Source organism: Enterobacter cloacae complex sp. SHL021, from assembly GCF_049237765.1.
GTDB lineage: Bacteria > Pseudomonadota > Gammaproteobacteria > Enterobacterales > Enterobacteriaceae > Enterobacter > Enterobacter cloacae.
On the sequence record NZ_JBMKJG010000017.1, the window covers coordinates 36,679 to 55,325 of the forward strand.

At 55.5% G+C, this 18,647-nt stretch carries 19 protein-coding genes; 8 read left to right on the top strand and 11 right to left on the bottom strand.

All coding sequences use genetic code 11. The features are described 5' to 3' along the window. The first annotated feature begins 8 nt into the window (after positions 1-8). The 3 genes from glpK (at position 9) to fpr (ending at position 3,494) form a co-directional block, all read left to right on the top strand. Positions 9-1,517, top strand: a complete 1,509-nt coding sequence (glpK, locus tag ACOTZF_RS17150; RefSeq protein ID WP_038420817.1) for a glycerol kinase GlpK — start codon at positions 9-11, stop codon at positions 1,515-1,517. A 123-nt stretch (positions 1,518-1,640) separates the two neighbouring features. Continuing rightward, on the top strand, positions 1,641-2,651 hold the full coding sequence (glpX, locus tag ACOTZF_RS17155) for a class II fructose-bisphosphatase (RefSeq protein WP_013099319.1): 1,011 nt from the start codon (positions 1,641-1,643) through the stop codon (positions 2,649-2,651). A gap of 96 nt (positions 2,652-2,747) precedes the next feature. After that, positions 2,748-3,494, top strand: a complete 747-nt coding sequence (gene fpr / locus ACOTZF_RS17160) for a ferredoxin--NADP(+) reductase (RefSeq protein WP_013099320.1) — start codon at positions 2,748-2,750, stop codon at positions 3,492-3,494. On the opposite strand, the gene ACOTZF_RS17165 is transcribed toward fpr, so the two are convergent. After that, on the bottom strand, positions 3,495-3,914 hold the full coding sequence (locus tag ACOTZF_RS17165) for a DUF805 domain-containing protein (protein WP_020686904.1): 420 nt from the start codon (positions 3,912-3,914) through the stop codon (positions 3,495-3,497). Between the two features lie 112 nt (positions 3,915-4,026). Here ACOTZF_RS17165 and ACOTZF_RS17170 point away from each other — a divergent pair, with 112 nt between their 5' ends. Next, positions 4,027-4,623: a DUF1454 family protein gene (locus ACOTZF_RS17170; RefSeq protein WP_020686903.1), complete on the top strand. Its 597-nt coding sequence runs from the start codon at positions 4,027-4,029 to the stop codon at positions 4,621-4,623. Between the two features lie 111 nt (positions 4,624-4,734). Next, a complete protein-coding gene (tpiA, locus tag ACOTZF_RS17175; protein ID WP_003862019.1) occupies positions 4,735-5,502 on the top strand; it encodes a triose-phosphate isomerase in 768 nt (255 codons plus the stop codon). A 47-nt stretch (positions 5,503-5,549) separates the two neighbouring features. Here the strand turns inward: tpiA and ACOTZF_RS17180 are convergent, their stop codons facing one another. From ACOTZF_RS17180 to cpxP, 6 genes are all read right to left on the bottom strand, one after another. Next, complete coding sequence (locus ACOTZF_RS17180) at positions 5,550-6,854, bottom strand: SLC13 family permease (protein WP_013099324.1); 1,305 nt, start codon at positions 6,852-6,854, stop codon at positions 5,550-5,552. Positions 6,855-6,927: 73 nt separating this feature from the next. Further along, a complete protein-coding gene (locus tag ACOTZF_RS17185) occupies positions 6,928-7,671 on the bottom strand; it encodes a CDP-diacylglycerol diphosphatase (protein WP_020686902.1) in 744 nt (247 codons plus the stop codon). 110 nt (positions 7,672-7,781) lie between these two features. Continuing rightward, a complete protein-coding gene (locus ACOTZF_RS17190; protein WP_129252953.1) occupies positions 7,782-8,771 on the bottom strand; it encodes a sulfate ABC transporter substrate-binding protein in 990 nt (329 codons plus the stop codon). 235 nt (positions 8,772-9,006) lie between these two features. Then, positions 9,007-9,969 (bottom strand): 6-phosphofructokinase, encoded by a 963-nt coding sequence (gene pfkA / locus ACOTZF_RS17195; protein ID WP_013099327.1) that lies wholly within the window; start codon positions 9,967-9,969, stop codon positions 9,007-9,009. 174 nt (positions 9,970-10,143) lie between these two features. Continuing rightward, complete coding sequence (gene fieF / locus ACOTZF_RS17200) at positions 10,144-11,037, bottom strand: CDF family cation-efflux transporter FieF (RefSeq protein WP_013099328.1); 894 nt, start codon at positions 11,035-11,037, stop codon at positions 10,144-10,146. Between the two features lie 153 nt (positions 11,038-11,190). Next, positions 11,191-11,697, bottom strand: a complete 507-nt coding sequence (gene cpxP / locus ACOTZF_RS17205) for a cell-envelope stress modulator CpxP (RefSeq protein ID WP_013099329.1) — start codon at positions 11,695-11,697, stop codon at positions 11,191-11,193. A 150-nt stretch (positions 11,698-11,847) separates the two neighbouring features. On the opposite strand from cpxP, the gene cpxR reads away from it, so the two are divergent. Together cpxR and cpxA are read left to right on the top strand one after the other, a co-directional pair. Further along, positions 11,848-12,546: an envelope stress response regulator transcription factor CpxR gene (cpxR, locus tag ACOTZF_RS17210; protein WP_003862004.1), complete on the top strand. Its 699-nt coding sequence runs from the start codon at positions 11,848-11,850 to the stop codon at positions 12,544-12,546. Further along, on the top strand, positions 12,543-13,916 hold the full coding sequence (cpxA, locus tag ACOTZF_RS17215) for an envelope stress sensor histidine kinase CpxA (protein WP_013099331.1): 1,374 nt from the start codon (positions 12,543-12,545) through the stop codon (positions 13,914-13,916). The genes cpxR and cpxA overlap by 4 nt, the downstream gene beginning before the upstream one ends. Before the next feature lie 98 nt (positions 13,917-14,014). Here the strand turns inward: cpxA and yiiM are convergent, their stop codons facing one another. After that, the gene (gene yiiM, locus ACOTZF_RS17220; RefSeq protein WP_129252951.1) at positions 14,015-14,689 is read right to left on the bottom strand and encodes a 6-hydroxyaminopurine reductase; all 675 of its coding nucleotides are present in this window, start codon (positions 14,687-14,689) and stop codon (positions 14,015-14,017) included. 66 nt (positions 14,690-14,755) lie between these two features. Continuing rightward, a complete protein-coding gene (gene sodA / locus ACOTZF_RS17225) occupies positions 14,756-15,376 on the bottom strand; it encodes a superoxide dismutase [Mn] (RefSeq protein ID WP_003861999.1) in 621 nt (206 codons plus the stop codon). A gap of 288 nt (positions 15,377-15,664) precedes the next feature. Here sodA and rhaT point away from each other — a divergent pair, with 288 nt between their 5' ends. Then, entirely contained in the window at positions 15,665-16,699 is a 1,035-nt protein-coding gene (gene rhaT, locus ACOTZF_RS17230; RefSeq protein ID WP_057072168.1) for an L-rhamnose/proton symporter RhaT, read from the top strand. Here the strand turns inward: rhaT and rhaR are convergent, their stop codons facing one another. Continuing rightward, positions 16,700-17,548, bottom strand: coding sequence for an HTH-type transcriptional activator RhaR (rhaR, locus tag ACOTZF_RS17235; RefSeq protein WP_013099334.1), 849 nt, complete (start codon positions 17,546-17,548; stop codon positions 16,700-16,702). A 73-nt stretch (positions 17,549-17,621) separates the two neighbouring features. Continuing rightward, on the bottom strand, positions 17,622-18,458 hold the full coding sequence (rhaS, locus tag ACOTZF_RS17240; RefSeq protein WP_129252949.1) for an HTH-type transcriptional activator RhaS: 837 nt from the start codon (positions 18,456-18,458) through the stop codon (positions 17,622-17,624). Positions 18,459-18,647: the final 189 nt, after the last annotated feature.

Consider the following 18,647-nt stretch of genomic DNA (forward strand, 5'->3'; position numbering starts at 1 on the left):
CTTACACCATGACCGAAAAAAAATATATCGTTGCGCTCGACCAGGGCACCACCAGCTCCCGCGCTGTCGTAATGGATCATGACGCGAACATTGTCAGCGTGTCACAGCGTGAATTTGAGCAAATCTATCCTCGTCCAGGCTGGGTAGAGCACGACCCGATGGAGATCTGGGCATCGCAAAGCTCCACGCTGGTCGAAGTGCTTGCGAAAGCCGATATCAGTTCTGACGAAATAGCCGCGATTGGTATTACCAACCAGCGTGAAACGACAATCGTCTGGGAACGTGAAACCGGCAAGCCAATTTATAACGCCATCGTCTGGCAGTGTCGTCGTACGTCAGAGATTTGCGAACAGCTGAAGCGCGACGGTATGGAAGAGTACGTCCGCAGCGCCACGGGCCTGGTGGTCGACCCGTATTTCTCGGGTACCAAAGTGAAGTGGATCCTTGACCACGTGGAAGGTTCACGTGAGCGTGCAAAACGCGGCGAACTGCTGTTCGGTACCGTCGATACCTGGCTTATCTGGAAGATGACCCAGGGTCGCGTTCACGTCACGGACTACACCAACGCCTCGCGTACCATGCTGTTCAACATCAACACGCTGGAGTGGGATGACAAGATGCTGGACGCGCTGGATATTCCACGCGCTATGCTGCCAGAAGTACGTAAATCTTCTGAAGTGTACGGTCAGACCAACATCGGTGGTAAAGGCGGCACGCGTATTCCTATCGCCGGTATCGCCGGTGACCAGCAGGCGGCGCTGTTCGGCCAGCTGTGCGTTAAAGAAGGGATGGCGAAAAACACCTACGGTACCGGCTGCTTTATGCTGATGAACACCGGCGAGAAAGCGGTGAAATCAGAAAACGGTCTGCTGACCACCATCGCCTGCGGCCCACGCGGTGAAGTGAACTATGCGCTGGAAGGTGCGGTGTTCATGGCGGGTGCATCCATCCAGTGGCTGCGCGACGAAATGAAGCTTATCAGTGATGCATTCGACTCCGAGTACTTCGCCACCAAAGTGAAGGATACCAACGGCGTGTACGTGGTACCTGCGTTTACCGGTCTGGGCGCACCGTACTGGGATCCGTATGCACGCGGCGCGATTTTCGGCCTGACGCGTGGCGTGAATGCTAACCACATTATTCGCGCCACCCTGGAATCTATCGCCTATCAGACGCGCGACGTACTGGAAGCGATGCAGGCTGACTCCGGCATCCGTCTGCACGCTCTGCGCGTGGACGGCGGTGCGGTCGCGAACAACTTCCTGATGCAGTTCCAGTCTGACATTCTGGGCACCCGCGTGGAACGCCCGGAAGTGCGCGAAGTGACCGCGCTGGGTGCGGCGTATCTTGCGGGTCTGGCGGTCGGCTTCTGGCAGAATCTGGACGAGCTGCAGGAAAAAGCGGTTATCGAACGTGAATTCCGTCCTGGCATCGAAACCACCGAGCGTAACTACCGCTACAGCGGCTGGAAGAAAGCGGTGAAACGCGCCCTGGCGTGGGAAGAGCACGAAGAGTAATCATACATTCCCTCTCCCCCGGGGAGAGGGTCAGAGTGAGGGGCTCCGGCTGCACCGGTCCCCTCGCCTCGCCCCACTCTGTGATAAACTTCGTGCAATTCCTTTTGATTGCACGAGTACCTCATGAAACGTGAACTTGCTATCGAGTTTTCCCGCGTTACCGAAGCCGCTGCCCTGGCAGGCTATAAATGGCTTGGCCGTGGCGACAAAAATACCGCCGACGGTGCGGCTGTCCATGCCATGCGCATTGTCCTCAATCAGGTCAATATTGACGGCACTATTGTGATCGGCGAAGGCGAGATCGACGAAGCGCCAATGCTCTACATCGGTGAAAAAGTGGGTACCGGCAAAGGCGATGCCGTGGATATCGCCGTCGACCCGATCGAAGGCACACGCATGACGGCGATGGGTCAGGCCAACGCGCTGGCCGTGCTGGCCGTGGGTGATAAAGGCTGCTTCCTCAACGCACCGGATATGTACATGGAAAAGCTGATTGTCGGTCCTGGCGCGAAAGGCGCCATCGACCTCAGCCTGCCGCTGGAAGAGAACCTGCGTAATGTCGCCAGCGCGCTGAACAAGCCGCTGAGCGAACTCACCGTCACCATTCTGGCGAAACCACGTCACGACGCTACCATCGCGCAGATGCAAAAGCTGGGCGTACGCGTGTTTGCCATCCCGGATGGCGACGTGGCGGCCTCCATTCTGACCTGCATGCCAGACAGTGAAGTGGATGTCCTGTACGGGATTGGCGGCGCGCCGGAAGGCGTGGTCTCTGCTGCGGTGATTCGCGCGCTGGATGGCGACATGCAGGCCCGCCTGCTGCCTCGTCATGAGGTCAAAGGCGACAACGAAGAGAATCGCCGCATTGGCGAAGATGAGCTGGCGCGCTGTGAGGCAATGGGTATCGAAGCCAATAAAGTCCTCGCACTTCACGAAATGGCCCGCAGCGACAACGTTGTTTTCTCCGCGACCGGCATCACCAAAGGCGATCTGCTGGATGGCATCACCCGCAAAGGCAACATGGCGACCACGGAAACGCTGCTGATCCGCGGTAAATCGCGCACCATTCGTCGCATTCAGTCAATTCACTATCTCGATCGTAAAGACCCGGACGTACAGACGCACATTCTGTAAAACCGTTTGATCGATAGAGCTTTCCAGCCCGAATGGGCTGGATATCTTCATCACAAATACGGAAGATAGATCCGAGAAACAGCACAGGAGAAGATCATGGCGGACTGGGTAACAGGTAAAGTCACTAAGATAAAATTCTGGACCGATGCGCTATTTAGTCTCACCGTGCACGCCCCCATCCATCCGTTTACGGCCGGACAGTTTGCCAAACTGGGGCTGGATATCGACGGCGAACGCGTGCAGCGCGCTTACTCGTACGTCAACGCGCCCGATAATCCGGATCTCGAGTTCTATCTGGTTACCGTCCCGGACGGCAAACTTAGCCCGCGCCTGGCGGCGCTTAAACCCGGTGATGATGTCCAGATTGTGAGTGACGCAGCAGGTTTCTTCGTGCTGGACGAAATTCCGGACTGCGAAACCCTGTGGATGCTGGCAACCGGCACGGCCATCGGCCCCTATCTCTCCATTCTGCAGTACGGCAAAGACCTGGAGCGGTTTAAAAACATCGTGCTGGTGCATGCCGCGCGTTACGCCGCAGACTTAAGTTATCTGCCGCAGATGCAGGAGCTGGAGCGGCAGTATGCCGGAAAGCTGAAAATCCAGACCGTGGTGAGCCGCGAAACGGCAGCAGGTTCGCTGACCGGCCGCGTGCCGGCATTAATTGAGAGTGGAGCCCTGGAAGAGGCCGTTGGCTTGCCGATGCGTGCCGAAACCAGCCACGTGATGCTGTGTGGTAACCCGCAGATGGTACGGGACACTCAGCAGCTTCTGAAAGATACCCGGCAGATGACGAAACACCTTCGCCGCCGACCGGGTCATATGACCGCCGAACACTACTGGTGATCAGCGGTATTTCACCTCAAGAGTGTCTTTACCGTATTTGTTTTCGCTCTGGGTGCCGATGAACGCACCCAGATCGATAACCATCATCACAAAGATAATGGTCGGTAGCAGTCTGCCCACCACCCAGGGGAGGATGGACGGAAGTATTGACCAGTTCCCGGCGACCAGCATCCACGCCAGAATAATCAGAAAAGCCCATGCACCGGAACGACCGCGATCGTGCAGGCGTTTCACCACCACGGCCGCGGTTGGCCACAGTAAACAAACCAGCGCAAACGCCGCGGTTTGCGTGCTCAGCCATGCGTTATAGGCCACAAAAAACAGAAGCAGCATGGCGATAATCCACGTCGCCATCCAGATCCAGAAATCACGGCGTCCAATACGCCCTTTGAATGAAAACAACCACTGCTGTATGGTCATGTAAGGTTCCTTATTATCATATCGTGCGCATTTTACCCTGGAGTTGTGACCTTTTGACAAGCCGACCAGATATCGATTTAATCATGAGCACTTACGGCCAGGGACAATGTTGATGAAAAATTCGGCACACCTTCTTTTCCTGTGTTTCGCGATGCTGAGCGCCGGTCTGCCCCTGCACGCCGCCGAACCCCCTGCTCCGACAACCGCGCCCTACCTTCTGGCGGGTGCGCCATCGTTCGATCAGTCCATCAGTCAGTTTCGTGAAACGTTTAACAAAACCAATCCAACGCTTCCGCTGGATGAATTTCGCGCCATTGATGGCGCTCGCGATACTCCAAACCTGACCCGTGCCGCCAGCAAGATTAACGAAAACTTGTACGCTTCCACTGCGCTGGAGCGCGGTACGCTAAAAATCAAAAGTATGCAGATCACCTGGCTGCCGATTCAGGGGCCAGAGCAGAAAGCCGCCAAGGCGAAGGCGCTGGAGTACATGAGCGCGGTGCTGCAGGCGTTTACGCCCGCACTGACGAAAAAACAGAGCCAACAAAAGCTGCAAAAACTGCTGGTTGCGGGTAAAAACAAGCGCTATTACACCGAAACCGAAGGCGCGGTGCGCTATGTGGTGGCGGATAACGGCGAAAAAGGCCTGACCTTCGCTGTTGAACCGATTAAGCTGGCACTATCTGACACACTCGGAGGGGCGAATTAATGACAAAAAGCAAAGCCTTTCGAGGGAAAATCTCTATACTGATTCACAGACCATGCTGCCCGTCAGGGTGGCCATATTCCTTAATTCGCTTATTTAGCGTGGAGAATTGAAATGCGACATCCTTTAGTGATGGGTAACTGGAAACTGAACGGCAGCCGCCACATGGTAAACGAACTGGTTGCGAACCTGCGTAAAGAGCTGGCTGGCGTGACTGGCTGCGCGGTTGCTATCGCTCCGCCGGATATGTACCTGGATCTGGCTAAACGTGCCGCTGACGGCAGCCACATCATTCTGGGCGCACAGAACGTTGACGTTAACCTGTCTGGCGCATTCACCGGTGAAACCTCCGCTGAAATGCTGAAAGATATCGGCGCCAAATACATCATCATCGGCCACTCTGAGCGTCGCACCTACCACAAAGAATCCGACGAGTTCATCGCGAAGAAATTTGCGGTGCTGAAAGAGCAGGGTCTGATCCCGGTTCTGTGCATCGGTGAAACCGAAGCAGAAAACGAAGCAGGCAAAACGGAAGAAGTGTGCGCACGTCAGATCGACGCTGTGCTGAAAACGCAGGGCGCGGCAGCATTCGAAGGCGCGGTTATCGCTTACGAGCCAGTCTGGGCGATCGGTACCGGCAAATCTGCAACCCCAGCGCAGGCTCAGGCGGTTCACAAATTCATCCGTGACCACATTGCGAAAGCCGACGCGAAAGTGGCAGAGCAGGTCATCATCCAGTACGGCGGTTCCGTAAATGCCTCTAACGCGGCAGAACTGTTCACCCAGCCAGACATCGATGGCGCGCTGGTTGGCGGTGCATCCCTAAAAGCTGACGCTTTCGCGGTAATCGTTAAAGCGGCAGAAGCGGCTAAACAGGCGTAATGCTGTTGTGGCGGGTGGCGCTTGCGCTTACCCGCCCTACAAAATCGCTACAAACGACCTAAAACGCTAAACCACAGATAATCCAGCGGCAGCAGCACCAGATACGTGGCAATTGCCAGCGCCAGACAGAGCACCATCCCCGCCCTTGCAGGCACCTTTCCTAAGCCCATCGCCACCACTATCGGCGACGCCTGATACGGCAGCAGCGGCGTGGAATAGCCCAGCACCTGAATCATGATGACAGACAATAGCGGAAAGCCCGTCGCCTCCGAAAAGTTTTGCGCCAGCGTGGTGTAGAGCGCCGGAACACCGTTAGCCGTCATAATAAAGTTCAGTGCCGTGGTGATCCCGGTCAGCGCCAGGAAACTGGTGAACGGTCTGTCGGCGTCCAGCGGCATTATCTTCAGCAACGCCTCCCCCACCGCCGGACCGATACCGGTTTGCGTCACCACAATGGCCAAACCGAGGATGCCTGCCACATAAATACAGGTGCGCATATTCACCCCCGCCGAGAACTCTTCTCCGGTGATAAAACCTACGCGTGGCAGCATCACAATGACCGATGCCGCAAGCCCGGTCCATGCCGGCCCCACACCGTGCCAGCTCTCCGTCACCCACATTCCCAATACCACCGCCAGCAGCCAGGCAAGGCGTTTTTCATCTCGCCCCATCGGTTCAGCGGGTGCCAGATCCCTGGGCGGCTTCGGGCTGCCGGGGAATAACCAGCAGATTAAACCAATCAGAATCAACCCTTTGAGAATACCGAGCACGGGCGTGTGCAGCAGCAGATAAGGCACGTAGTTCAGATGAATGCCGTATGAGCCCTCTGCCGCACCGCTCATCACCAGATTGGGAACGTTGGCAGGCAGGATGGTGGCCGAAAGCTGGAAGGTGCCGAAACCAACGGCCAGCGCCAGGCCAAACCAGGCGCGCGATCCGTCGGCAATACCGGCACGTTTTGCCATCGCGGCCACGATGGGCATCAGCAGCGCGATACGCCCCATGTTCGACGGCATCACAAACGCCAGGGCATAACTCAGCAGAACCACGCTGGCCACCATTAGCACCCAGGAGTCGGTAAGCCGGGCGGAGAGCGCCCGTGCAGCCCTGTCAGCCAGACCGGTTTTCCGGATTGCCACACCAAGCACAAAGCCGCTGAACACCAGCCAGAAGGCAGACGAGGCAAAGCCGCCAAAAATGACCTCCGGCGGGGCAATTCTGGCGGTCATCGCTGCCGTGAAGAACAGCAGCGCGGTAATGAATTCCGGCAATAGCGACGTCGCCCATAACACAATGGTGACGCCGACGATCGCTGAGGGCACAAACAGAGGGTGGGTTAACCAGAGCGACATGCCTGTCTCCTGTCGTTTTTTTCAGCAAGTCTACGGCGACAGGCAGGACGAGTAAACGCTATTTATGGTGGGGTCACTTCAGGATATCGCATTGATGATCCTGCAATTCCTCAGCCGACGCGCGGTTAAGCATCAGCAGATTACGTTCTGTTGCCAGCAACACAAACGAGCCATCAGACTGCTGGGCCATCGCCAGCGCGAAGCGCCCCATATGGTCACGCGCTTCCGGCAGCTCTTCCGCCAGCATCATAAACGGACTCCGCTGCACCAGCTCGTTCTCCGTCACCCGGCGGGCGAGATATTCATGTCCTTCCAGTCCACCGGGAAGGGGCAGCCATTGGGTGCTGATTTGCCCCTGCGCGGCATTGAGCTTCTCGCGCACGTCCGGGCGCAGGCAGGAGATGTGGATATGGAAATGATTCTGCGTGCGGCCCGTGGGTGAGTTGATGGTCAATGAAATTGCGCTGTCTGGCACCTCGGATCCGTGCTTCATGCTCATAAAGCTACGGGCCTGCCATGCCAGCCAGAAAAAGTTCGGTGTTTGAGGCTTTGTCAGAAGCGGGCTTTCGGTACCGTTGATGCGGTAGGTGGGCATCAATAAGTACTGCAGCGGACCGTTGCGATCCTTGAACACCACATAGCCCGCGTCAGGTTTCACCTGTGCACACGGCGCCGGATTGCGGTGCTGGATCTGATTCGGCACACACTGGTCCAGCACGATGTGACGCAACGCATTCGGATTACCTGCTTTCATCCAGTACACGCCACCCGCGGCAAGGGCGATAACAATCAGAATCAGTAAGATAATTTTTTTCACAATGCGTTCCCTGTTTTCGGTAGAGGCCAAAGAGTAACGCAAAATGATGACCAAATAAAAAACCCGGCGGATTTCTCACACCGGGTCACCGTGTCGTTCGTTACAAAAGCCTAGCGTTTGCTGATCTGATCGAATGTACCGCCGTTAGAGAAGTGGTCTTTCTGGGCTTTTGTCCAGCCGCCAAACTCATCATCAATGGTGAAGAGCTTCAGTTTCGGGAATACGCTGTCGTATTTCTTCGCAACCGCCGGATCGCGTGGGCGATAGAAGTTCTTCGCCGCAATTTCCTGGCCTTCTGGCGAATAGAGATAATTCAGGTAGGCTTCCGCCACCGCTTTGGTCCCTTTCTTATCGACCACTTTATCCACCACAGAAACGGTCGGCTCCGCGAGGATAGATTCGCTCGGGGTTACGATCTCGAATTTGTCTTTACCCAGTTCGTTGGTTGCCAGCAGGGCTTCGTTTTCCCAGGCAATCAGCACATCGCCAATGCCGCGCTCTACAAAGGTGTTGGTGGCGCCACGTGCGCCGGAGTCGAGCACTTCAACGTTTTTATACAGCGCTTTGACGAACTCCTGAGCCTTGGCCTGATCGCCATTGTTGTGATGCAGGGCATAGCCCCAGGCTGCCAGGTAATTCCAGCGTGCGCCGCCGGAGCTTTTCGGGTTCGGCGTGATGACCGATACGCCAGGTTTAACCAGGTCGTTCCAGTCATGGATCTGTTTGGGGTTGCCTTTACGCACCAGGAAAACGATGGTCGAAGTATATGGCGCGGAGTTATCCGGCAGGCGTTTGATCCAGTTTTTGTCGATGCGGCCACGTTCGGCAATTGCGTCCACATCGTAGGCCAGCGCCAGAGTCACCACATCCGCTTCAATGCCGTTGATGACGGAGGTCGCCTGCTTACCAGAGCCGCCATGAGACTGGCGAACCACCACGTTATCGCCCGTTTCCTGTTTCCAGTGTGCCGCAAATGCTTTGTTGTACTGCTCGTACAGCTCACGCGTCGGGTCGTATGACACGTTCAGTAACTGGATGTCCTTAGCCAGAACGCTGGTCGATGCCAGCAATAATGTTAAACCCACGCCCCATTTATTCATCGCCCAGCTCTCATATGTAGTGTTTTGATGAATGCAGCGTGCCAGAAACGGAATTGATGATTAAAGAATAAAAAAAGATTGGCTATAACTTTGAGGAATAAAAAAGTGGATGAGTGGCCTGATGCCCTCACCCCAACCCTCTCCCACGGGAGAGGGCGCAACCATAAAAAACGGTAACCCTGGGGTTACCGTTTTGCATTTACCTTGCCGCCACCCGGCACAATACAAACACCGATCAGTACAGTTTTTTCGCGCAGTCCAGCCAGTCACCTTTGAACGGACGCTTCATGTTTTCGATGGCGTCGATGATGTCATGGTGAACCAGTTTTTCGTTCTGAATACCGACGCAACGACCGCCGTGGCCCTGCAGCAGCAGTTCAATGGCGTACGCGCCCATGCGGGAAGCCAGGATACGGTCGTATGGACCCGGGGAACCACCACGCTGGATGTGACCCAGAACGGTCGCGCGGGTTTCGCGTTTGGTTTCTGCTTCGATGTACTTCGCCAGCTCATCAACGTCACAGATATGCTCGGTGATCGCGACGATAGCGTGTTTCTTACCTTTGGCGATACCGGCTTTGATTTCTGCAACCAGATCTTCACGGCTGAATTCCACTTCCGGAACCACGACGAACTCACAACCGCCCGCGATAGCCGCAGCCAGGGTCAGGTCACCACAGTAACGGCCCATCACTTCAACGATGGAGATACGCTGGTGAGAAGAAGAGGTGTCACGCAGACGGTCAATCGCTTCCACAACGGTACCCAGGGCGGTGAAGTAACCGATGGTGTAGTCAGTACCTTTGATGTCGTTGTCGATGGTGCCAGGCAGACCGATGCACGGGAAGCCCATTTCAGTCAGACGTTTTGCACCCATGTACGAACCATCACCACCGATAACAACCAGTGCGTCGAGGCCGCGTTTTTTCATGTTCTCGATAGCCACTTCACGCACGTGTTCGTCGCGGAATTCCGGGAAGCGCGCAGAACCGAGGAAAGTACCACCGCGGTTGATCATGTCAGATACGCTGTAACGGTCGAGCTGAACCATACGGTCTTCATACAGACCCAGATAACCATCATAGATACCAAAAACTTCCAGACCTTCCGTCAGCGCTGCACGAACAACCCCACGAATTGCCGCGTTCATGCCCGGCGCATCACCGCCGCTTGTCAACACACCGATTTTCTTAATCATGACTACCTCTGAACTTAGGAATGCAAAATTGAAATCTGTTGCCGGAAGAAACTTGTCGACCAACGAATACTGCAAATAGTATATCAACCACTTCCAGCTGAATTGATTCAGGTCAGACCAAATGGCGGTAATTTATACACAAAATGCTGGCCTGGCTCACTTTTTTACAACGAATTACGAAAGCCCAACATAACCGGGTACAACCGAGCAGGGATCCTGGTGAATAATGACGTCTGACCCAGGAAAACGCTGCAAAATCGCCTGCTCCACCTGCTCAGCAATAACGTGAGCCTGAACCAATGGCAGGTTGTCTTCCATTTCTATGTGAATCTGAATAAAGCGGGTCGGCCCTGACTGCCGCGTACGAAGATCGTGAGCACCACTGACACCCGGCCAGGAGGTCACGATAGTATAAATTTCATCGCGTTCTGCGTCGGGGAGTGCACGGTCAAGAAGCGATTGCACCGCGTCATACCCCATCCGCAAAGCGCTGTATAAAATATAGATGCCAATCCCTAACGCAAATAACGCATCGGCCCGATGCCAGCCATACCAGGCCAGACCGAGCGCAATAAGAATAGCGCCATTCATCATAACATCAGACTGATAATGAAGCATATCCGCCCGTACAGCCTGACTTTGCGTTTTTCGAACCACCCAGCGCTGGAACGTTACAAGAACAAGGGTGCATATAAGTGCAGCCACCGTCACAACCACGCCCACGCCGGGATCGTTCATGGGTGATGGCGAAACAAGATGCTGAATGCCGGTTAAAAACAGAAACAGCGCAGAGCCGGAAATAAACATACTTTGCGCCAGCGCCGCCAGCGATTCGGCTTTGCCGTGTCCGAAGGTGTGCTCTTCATCCGCCGGTTGCAGCGAGTAACGCACCACCAGCAGGTTGGTCAGCGAGGCGGCAATATCCATCAACGAGTCCACCAGCGCCGCCAGAATACTGACCGAGCCCGTGTACCACCACGCGAATATTTTGATGACCAGTAAGCTTGAGGCCACGACCGTCGCGGCAATGGCGGCCCGGCTGACCAGTCTTCCATAGGATTGATTCATAAATACTCCTGTCATGCCATGCCGCTAGTATAACGGAAGGTTACGGAGTCAAAGGATGAATAAACGGTTAACACATCAGAATGAAGGGCAAAAAAAACCCCCACATCATGTGGGGGAAGACAGGGATGGTGTCTATGGCAAGGAAAACAGGGTTTACTGGTTACTACGGGTACTGCTATTGCTACTGAAAAGCGTCGTTTCTGAGCTTCGCTGCATCCGTGCAACCTTACGCAATTGGTCCATACGTTGCTGATGTTTCTGGTTCAAAACCGCTTGCTGCTCGGGCGACAACAGGTGGAACATCTGGTTGCGAACCTTCGCCATCTCTACCTGGCGGGCAACCTGCTCCTGTGCCATTTTTTCTGCCTGAGCACGTACAGCGTTTTCGTCAAAATTTTCTGCGGTGACAAGGCGATGCATTGTCTCCATTTCGCTAACATTAACAGGGGGCTGATCGTGTCGTGCCCTCTGCATCAGATCTCGCATCTGTTGACGCTGATGTTCGGTTAAACTTATGCCGTCAAACATATGGCTTTGGCTGCTGTGCTGCGCGATACCCTCTTGTGAGGACGCGTTATCGCCGATGATAGCTACAGCGGCCTGGCTAAACGCACTGAACGCCAGCGTTGAGGCCATGACGGCAGCGGTAACTTTGCGCATCACTTGCTCCCAAAATCTTTCATGTCGCGATTCAACGAGAGACAGTCTACGATTCAGGCTGCAAACATGCGTCAGGGGGTGTAAAACAACGTAAAGTCATGGATTAGATAGCCTTGATGTCGTAATTTCTGCCTCGGAGGTATTTAAACAATGAATAAAATCCTGTTAGTTGATGATGACCGAGAGCTCACATCTCTTTTAAAGGAGTTGCTCGACATGGAAGGTTTCAACGTTCTGGTCGCCCATGATGGCGAGCAGGCGCTGAGTCTCCTTGACGACAGCATCGATCTACTTTTGCTCGACGTCATGATGCCGAAGAAAAACGGCATTGATACGCTGAAAGAGCTTCGCCAGACACACCAGACCCCCGTTATCATGCTGACCGCACGCGGCAGCGAACTAGACCGTGTACTCGGCCTTGAGCTGGGTGCGGATGACTATCTACCGAAGCCGTTCAACGACCGCGAACTGGTCGCCCGTATTCGCGCTATCCTGCGTCGTTCCCACTGGAGCGAACAGCAGCAGAATACTGACAACAGTTCACCGACGCTGGAAGTGGACTCCCTGAGCCTCAATCCGGGTCGTCAGGAAGCGAGCTTTGACGGTGAAACGCTGGAGCTGACCGGTACCGAGTTCACGCTGCTGTATCTGCTGGCGCAGCACCTCGGCCAGGTGGTATCGCGTGAACATTTAAGCCAGGAAGTACTGGGTAAACGCCTCACGCCGTTTGACCGCGCCATCGATATGCATATCTCGAACCTGCGCCGCAAACTGCCGGAGCGTAAAGACGGTCATCCGTGGTTTAAAACCCTGCGTGGTCGCGGCTATCTGATGGTTTCCGCTTCATGATAGGAAGCTTAACCGCCCGCATCTTCGCCATCTTCTGGCTGACGCTGGCACTGGTTTTAATGCTGGTTTTGATGTTGCCAAAACTCGACTCACGCCAGATGACGGAGCTTCTCGACAGCGAGCAACGTCAGGGCGTGATGATCGAGCAGCACGTAGAAGCCGAGCTGGCAAACGATCCGCCAAACGATTTGATGTGGTGGCGCAGGCTGTTTCGCGCTATCGACAAATGGGCACCTCCCGGACAACGCCTGCTGCTGGTGACCAGCGAAGGCCGCGTGATTGGCGCGGATCGCAATGAAATGCAGATCATCCGCAACTTTATTGGCCAGGCGGATAACGCCGATCATCCGCAGAAGAAAAAATATGGTCGGGTTGAGATGGTGGGCCCTTTCTCAGTCAGGGATGGGGAAGATAACTACCAGCTTTATTTGATTCGCCCGGCGAGCAATTCCCAGTCCGATTTTATCAACCTGCTGTTTGACCGTCCGCTTCTGCTGCTGATTGTGACGATGCTGGTCAGTTCTCCACTGCTGTTATGGCTGGCGTGGAGCCTGGCAAAACCGGCGCGTAAGCTGAAAAACGCCGCCGACGAAGTGGCGCAGGGTAACCTGCGACAGCACCCTGAGCTGGAAGCCGGACCGCAGGAGTTTCTTGCCGCCGGGGCCAGTTTTAACCAGATGATCACCGCTCTTGAGCGCATGATGACCACGCAGCAGCGGCTGCTGTCGGATATCTCGCACGAACTGCGTACGCCGCTCACGCGACTCCAGCTGGGCACCGCACTGCTGCGTCGCCGCAGCGGTGAGAGCAAAGAGCTGGAACGTATCGAAACCGAAGCCCAGCGTCTGGACAGCATGATCAACGATCTGCTGGTGATGTCGCGCAATCAGCAGAAAAACGCGCTGGTGAGCGAAACGGTGAAAGCCAATCAGCTGTGGCATGAAGTGTTAGACAACGCGGCGTTCGAAGCGGAACAGATGGGTAAATCGTTCACCGTCAACTTCCCGCCGGGGCCATGGCCGCTGTACGGTAACCCCAACACGCTGGAGAGCGCGCTGGAGAATATCGTGCGTAACGCCCTGCGCTACTCGCATACGAAGATTGAGGTGGCCTTCTCGGTGGATAAAGACGGTATCACCATCATTGTGGATGACGATGGTCCTGGCGTAAGCCCGGAAGATCGCGAGCAGATTTTCCGTCCGTTCTACCGCACCGACGAGGCGCGGGACCGTGAATCTGGCGGTACCGGGCTGGGTCTGGCGATTGTTGAAACCGCTATGCAGCAGCATCGCGGCTGGGTGAAAGCCGACGACAGTCCGTTGGGCGGGCTGCGGTTAACGCTGTGGCTGCCGTTGTATAAACGCGCGTAATCCCCTCACCCTAACCCTCTCCCCAAAGGGGAGAGGGGACTGCTCGGTGCGGTTTTTTCACCCTCGCCCCTTTGGGGAGAGGGTTAGGGTGAGGGGCACTATTTCCCCCACAATCTCCGCGAATTATCCTCAATCTGCCGACTAGTGCGGCGTTTCTGCATCGTTCTTGTCCAGCTGGTGGATAACCCTGCCGCCGACAACAGCCGATGATATTGCTCGTCATCAAACGGCATATGCCAGGCAATGGCACAAGCGTCATACACCGACACATCGCTCAGGCGCGACACCAGCTCCAGCGGCGCATCCGCAGACACCTGCCCCGCCAGCACCACCCGGTACAACCAGCCGGTTTTACCCGCGCTCTGCAATCGTGCGGATATGTCGTTAATGCCGAAATGGAAGTTAAGCTTGAAGCATGGCGAGCGCGGTTGCGTTACCTGAATCAGGGCATCACCCCAGCGGAAAATATCACCGATGAAGACGTTCTTCTCCGTCAGCCCTTCGGTGGAGAGATTCTCACCGAACGCGGGGGCGACGAACAGGTCCGCCTGTTCAGGGAATTCGGTTATCCAGTATTGATAATGCTCGCGCGGATAGTGGCACAGCGCGCGTTCGGGCCCGCCGTGGATTTTCTTCTCGGCCTGCTCGTCGCCCGCAAGCCCGAGCTCGGTTAACGTCAGCTCTCCGTCGACCTGCACTTTGGCGATGGCGCTCGGGCGGCTGCCGTCGTATTCCCTTACCTTGCCTGTAAACACATTCACCGGGTAATGCATCTCTACTCCTTCAGATACAAAAAAAGCGAGTCAACAGACTCGCTTCTCACAGGCGTCAATGCAACCTTATTTTTTCGCGGCGAAACGCGCTGCAGCTTCGTCCCAGTTCACCACATCCCAGAAGGCTTTGATGTAGTCCGGGCGACGGTTCTGGAACTTCAGGTAGTAAGCGTGTTCCCACACGTCCAGACCCAGAATTGGGAAACCAGATGCGCCAGAGATCGCTTCACCCATCAGCGGGGAGTCCTGGTTTGCGGTAGAAACGACCGCCAGTTTGTCACCTTTCAGAACCAGCCACGCCCAGCCAGATCCGAAACGGGTCGCAGCCGCTTTTTCGAATTCCGCTTTGAAGTTATCAACAGAACCGAAGTCGCGCTCGATAGCCGCTTTCAGGTCGCCCTGCAGGGTGGTACCGGTTTTCAGGCCTTTCCAGAACAGGCTGTGGTTTGCGTGGCCGCCCGCGTTGTTACGCAGTACGGTTTTCTTGTCCGCTGGCAGCTGGTCCAGTTTGGTGATCAGCTCTTCAACAGGCAGGTTAGCGAACTCTGGCAGGCTTTCCAGCGCAGCATTCGCGTTGTTCACATAGGTCTGGTGGTGTTTAGTGTGATGGATTTCCATCGTCTGCTTGTCGAAATGCGGTTCCAGTGCGTCATAGGCATACGGCAGGGATGGCAGTGTATAACTCATAATCCTCTCCATTAGTGTCGGGCGGCACAGCTGTTAATGCCGCGTAAGCAGTTGGTTCATTATAGTTAATTAAATGATATTGAAAATGATTATCAATGCCGTAGTTTTTATAAGGTTATTCGGGTTTTGCCAAATGACAAAATTGTGAGTCTGCTCACCCGGTTAACGTGCTGATTGCCATCCAGAACCAAAGTGCGGCAACCTTCTGAAGGTTCCTGAACCGCCTAATTTTTACACTCATCAAGTCGGGGGGAAGCCACCGGCTATAAAAACGATGAGGACGTAAAAATGAATCATGCGATTACGATGGGTATCTTCTGGCATTTGATAGGCGCAGCCAGTGCAGCCTGTTTCTATGCCCCGTTCAAAAAGGTGAAAGGGTGGTCGTGGGAAACCATGTGGTCGGTTGGCGGTACCGTCTCCTGGCTGATTTTGCCGTGGACCATTAGCGCCATGCTGCTCCCGGATTTCTGGGGCTACTTCACCTCCTTCAATGCCTCCACCCTGCTGCCGGTGTTTCTGTTCGGTGCGATGTGGGGCATCGGCAACATCAACTATGGCCTGACCATGCGCTACCTCGGGATGTCGATGGGTATCGGCATCGCAATTGGCATTACCCTGATCGTCGGCACGCTGATGACGCCCATTCTTAACGGCAATGTCGATGTGTTGCTCAACACCAAAGGCGGGCAGATGACGCTGCTGGGCGTGCTTGTCGCGGTGATCGGCGTGGGTATCGTCACCCGTGCGGGTCAGCTGAAAGAGCGCAAGATGGGCATCAAAGCCGAGGACTTTAACCTGAAGAAAGGGCTGCTGCTGGCAGTGATGTGCGGCATCTTCTCGGCGGGCATGTCGTTCGCCATGAACGCCGCAAAACCTATGCACGAAGCGGCCGCCGCGCTGGGCGTCGACCCGCTGTACGTGGCGCTGCCAAGCTACGTGGTGATCATGGGCGGCGGCGCGCTGGTAAACCTCGGCTTCTGCTTCATTCGTCTGGCAAAAGTGAAGGATCTGTCGGTAAAAGCCGATTTCTCACTGGCAAAATCCTTAATCATTACCAATGTGTTGCTGTCGATGCTGGGCGGCCTCATGTGGTATCTGCAGTTCTTTTTCTACGCCTGGGGTCACGCCAGCATTCCACCGCAGTACGACTACATAAGCTGGATGCTGCACATGAGCTTCTACGTACTGTGTGGCGGACTGGTTGGGCTGGTACTGAAGGAGTGGAATAACGCCGGGCGTCGTCCGGTGGGCGTCCTGAGCCTGGGCTGCGTGGTGATCATCATTGCCGCTAACATTGTCGGCCTCGGCATGGCGAACTGATTACGCTGCCTTTCGACTGCGATGACGCCACTGAACCGGCGTCATCCCCACCTCGCGGTTAAACACCACCGAAAAGTAATTACTGTCCTCAAACCCGCAGCGCATCGCCACCTCACTGACCATCAGCTCCGTATGCTGCAACAGATACTGGGCGTGGCAGATGCGCAGCTGGCGCAGGTAGTGATTCACCGTCATCCCCGTCTGGGTGCGGAACTGCTGGCGCAGCGCGCGCTCGCTGCACTGCTCCTGCTCGCAGAACTTTTCCAGCACGAAACTTTTGTTCAGGCTGCCCGCAAGCCGGGCGATCAGCTTGTCCAGCAGCGCTTCCTGAACGGTCGCGGAGGGGTTATCGGTAGCGTAACGATGGCGTTTGAGGGTCATGACCAGCTGGGCGAACAGCAGTTCCGCCATCGGGTTTGCCACCGGATCGTGCTTCTGGCTCTCCTGCTCCAGCTGGGAGATCGTCTGGCGCACCTGCGCCATGCCGCTGCTGCTCAAGCGCCAGTGGGGTTCGCCTCTGGCATTGAGAAAACCGGGGATATGGGCCGCCCAGTCGACGTTCAGTTTGAGCCTGTCCGGGCAGTAGATCACGTTCTGCAACACCAGATCGTTAACCGAGGCGTAGGCGTGTTTGTCTTCGGCGCGGATATAAAACAGATCGCCACGCGTAATGCGGTAGGGCCTGTCATTGAGGATGTGTAAGCCGTTGCCGCGCCACACCAGCACCAGCTCACAAAATTCGTGGGTATGCTCGGCAAAGACATTTTGCGGGTAGCGGTCGGCCACCGCGACGGCCTGACTCGCGGAGGCAAAAAAATCATCTTTGCGAAGAATTAACTGAGCGGCCACACCACAACCTCTACGGTGAATAACCGGACATTATTAGCCTTTTTGCGGCAATAAAACGGTGATTGCCTTCGCGTTACTGGAGTGAAGCATCCTTCCCCTGACGGATATCGCGCGGCGACCAGCTAAACTCGCGGCGAAAAAGGGTTGAAAAGTGATTACTGTCGCCGAAACCGCAGCGATAGGCGATATCCGTGACGCTTTCATCGGTATGACGTAAAAGATGACGCGCCTTAATCAGGCGCAGACGATTGAGGTAGCGCTGGGGCGTCAGCCCGGTGTGTTGCTTGAGCTGACGATGAAGCGTGCGTAACGACAGCGAAAACTCATCCGCCAGCGCTTCCCAGCACACGTCCTCGGCGAAATGGTCCTCCAGCCAGGCCATCAGCAGGTTCAGCCGCGCGTCGTTATTTGCCAGCCCTTCCACCAGAGAGCTGCGACGCAGCAGCACCAGCAGCTGCATAAACAGCAGCTCGCGGGTGGCAATGGCATGGGTCTCCTGCCCGTCCTCGCTCTGCTCCAGTTGATTCAGCAGCTGGCGCACCTGCTGCAACGTGGACTGATTCACCCGCCAGTGAGACGGGTAGTGCCCATCCTGCTCCTGAGGCAGGAGCTTGTTCAACCCCGACAGAAACTGGAACGCGTCCGGCGAACGATAGAGCACGTTGGTCAGGCACAGATTGTCGGTATGTTCATACAAATGCCTGTCGTGATCGCGCACGAAGCACACCATACCGCCGCTGATGGTGTACGGCTGGCCGTTAAAGACATGAATGCCTGTCCCATGCTCGACAATCACAATTTCATGAAAATCATGATGATGTTCAGGAAACGCAGCCTGCGGGAGCCGTGGCTCAATCGCGACCGGAGACGTTCCCGACGGGAAAAAATCGACGCTGTGCAGTACGGTCATAACGGCCCCCACCAATGAGAAAAGTTCTCAAAATAGTAATTAAGGCCTTCCACACACACCTTAAATTTTTGACAGCAAACGTCGCAAAAGCTGTCCATTTTTCAAGAAACAGACGGAAAAATCGGGAAATGCGGTCAGCGTCACATTGCCCGAAAACCCCGCCCTGACTGGAAATTGTGAACTCCCTCA

Coding starts and splice junctions, on each gene's coding strand:
- cpxA (WP_013099331.1), top strand. CDS start 12,543: ATGATAGGAAGCTTAACCGCCCGCATCTTCGCCATCTTCTGGCTGACG.
- tpiA (WP_003862019.1), top strand. CDS start 4,735: ATGCGACATCCTTTAGTGATGGGTAACTGGAAACTGAACGGCAGCCGC.
- rhaS (WP_129252949.1), bottom strand. CDS start 18,458: ATGACCGTACTGCACAGCGTCGATTTTTTCCCGTCGGGAACGTCTCCG.
- cpxR (WP_003862004.1), top strand. CDS start 11,848: ATGAATAAAATCCTGTTAGTTGATGATGACCGAGAGCTCACATCTCTT.
- ACOTZF_RS17165 (WP_020686904.1), bottom strand. CDS start 3,914: ATGACCATACAGCAGTGGTTGTTTTCATTCAAAGGGCGTATTGGACGC.
- rhaT (WP_057072168.1), top strand. CDS start 15,665: ATGAATCATGCGATTACGATGGGTATCTTCTGGCATTTGATAGGCGCA.
- fieF (WP_013099328.1), bottom strand. CDS start 11,037: ATGAATCAATCCTATGGAAGACTGGTCAGCCGGGCCGCCATTGCCGCG.
- glpK (WP_038420817.1), top strand. CDS start 9: ATGACCGAAAAAAAATATATCGTTGCGCTCGACCAGGGCACCACCAGC.
- ACOTZF_RS17170 (WP_020686903.1), top strand. CDS start 4,027: ATGAAAAATTCGGCACACCTTCTTTTCCTGTGTTTCGCGATGCTGAGC.
- cpxP (WP_013099329.1), bottom strand. CDS start 11,697: ATGCGCAAAGTTACCGCTGCCGTCATGGCCTCAACGCTGGCGTTCAGT.
- pfkA (WP_013099327.1), bottom strand. CDS start 9,969: ATGATTAAGAAAATCGGTGTGTTGACAAGCGGCGGTGATGCGCCGGGC.
- glpX (WP_013099319.1), top strand. CDS start 1,641: ATGAAACGTGAACTTGCTATCGAGTTTTCCCGCGTTACCGAAGCCGCT.
- yiiM (WP_129252951.1), bottom strand. CDS start 14,689: ATGCATTACCCGGTGAATGTGTTTACAGGCAAGGTAAGGGAATACGAC.
- ACOTZF_RS17180 (WP_013099324.1), bottom strand. CDS start 6,854: ATGTCGCTCTGGTTAACCCACCCTCTGTTTGTGCCCTCAGCGATCGTC.
- ACOTZF_RS17190 (WP_129252953.1), bottom strand. CDS start 8,771: ATGAATAAATGGGGCGTGGGTTTAACATTATTGCTGGCATCGACCAGC.
- fpr (WP_013099320.1), top strand. CDS start 2,748: ATGGCGGACTGGGTAACAGGTAAAGTCACTAAGATAAAATTCTGGACC.
- sodA (WP_003861999.1), bottom strand. CDS start 15,376: ATGAGTTATACACTGCCATCCCTGCCGTATGCCTATGACGCACTGGAA.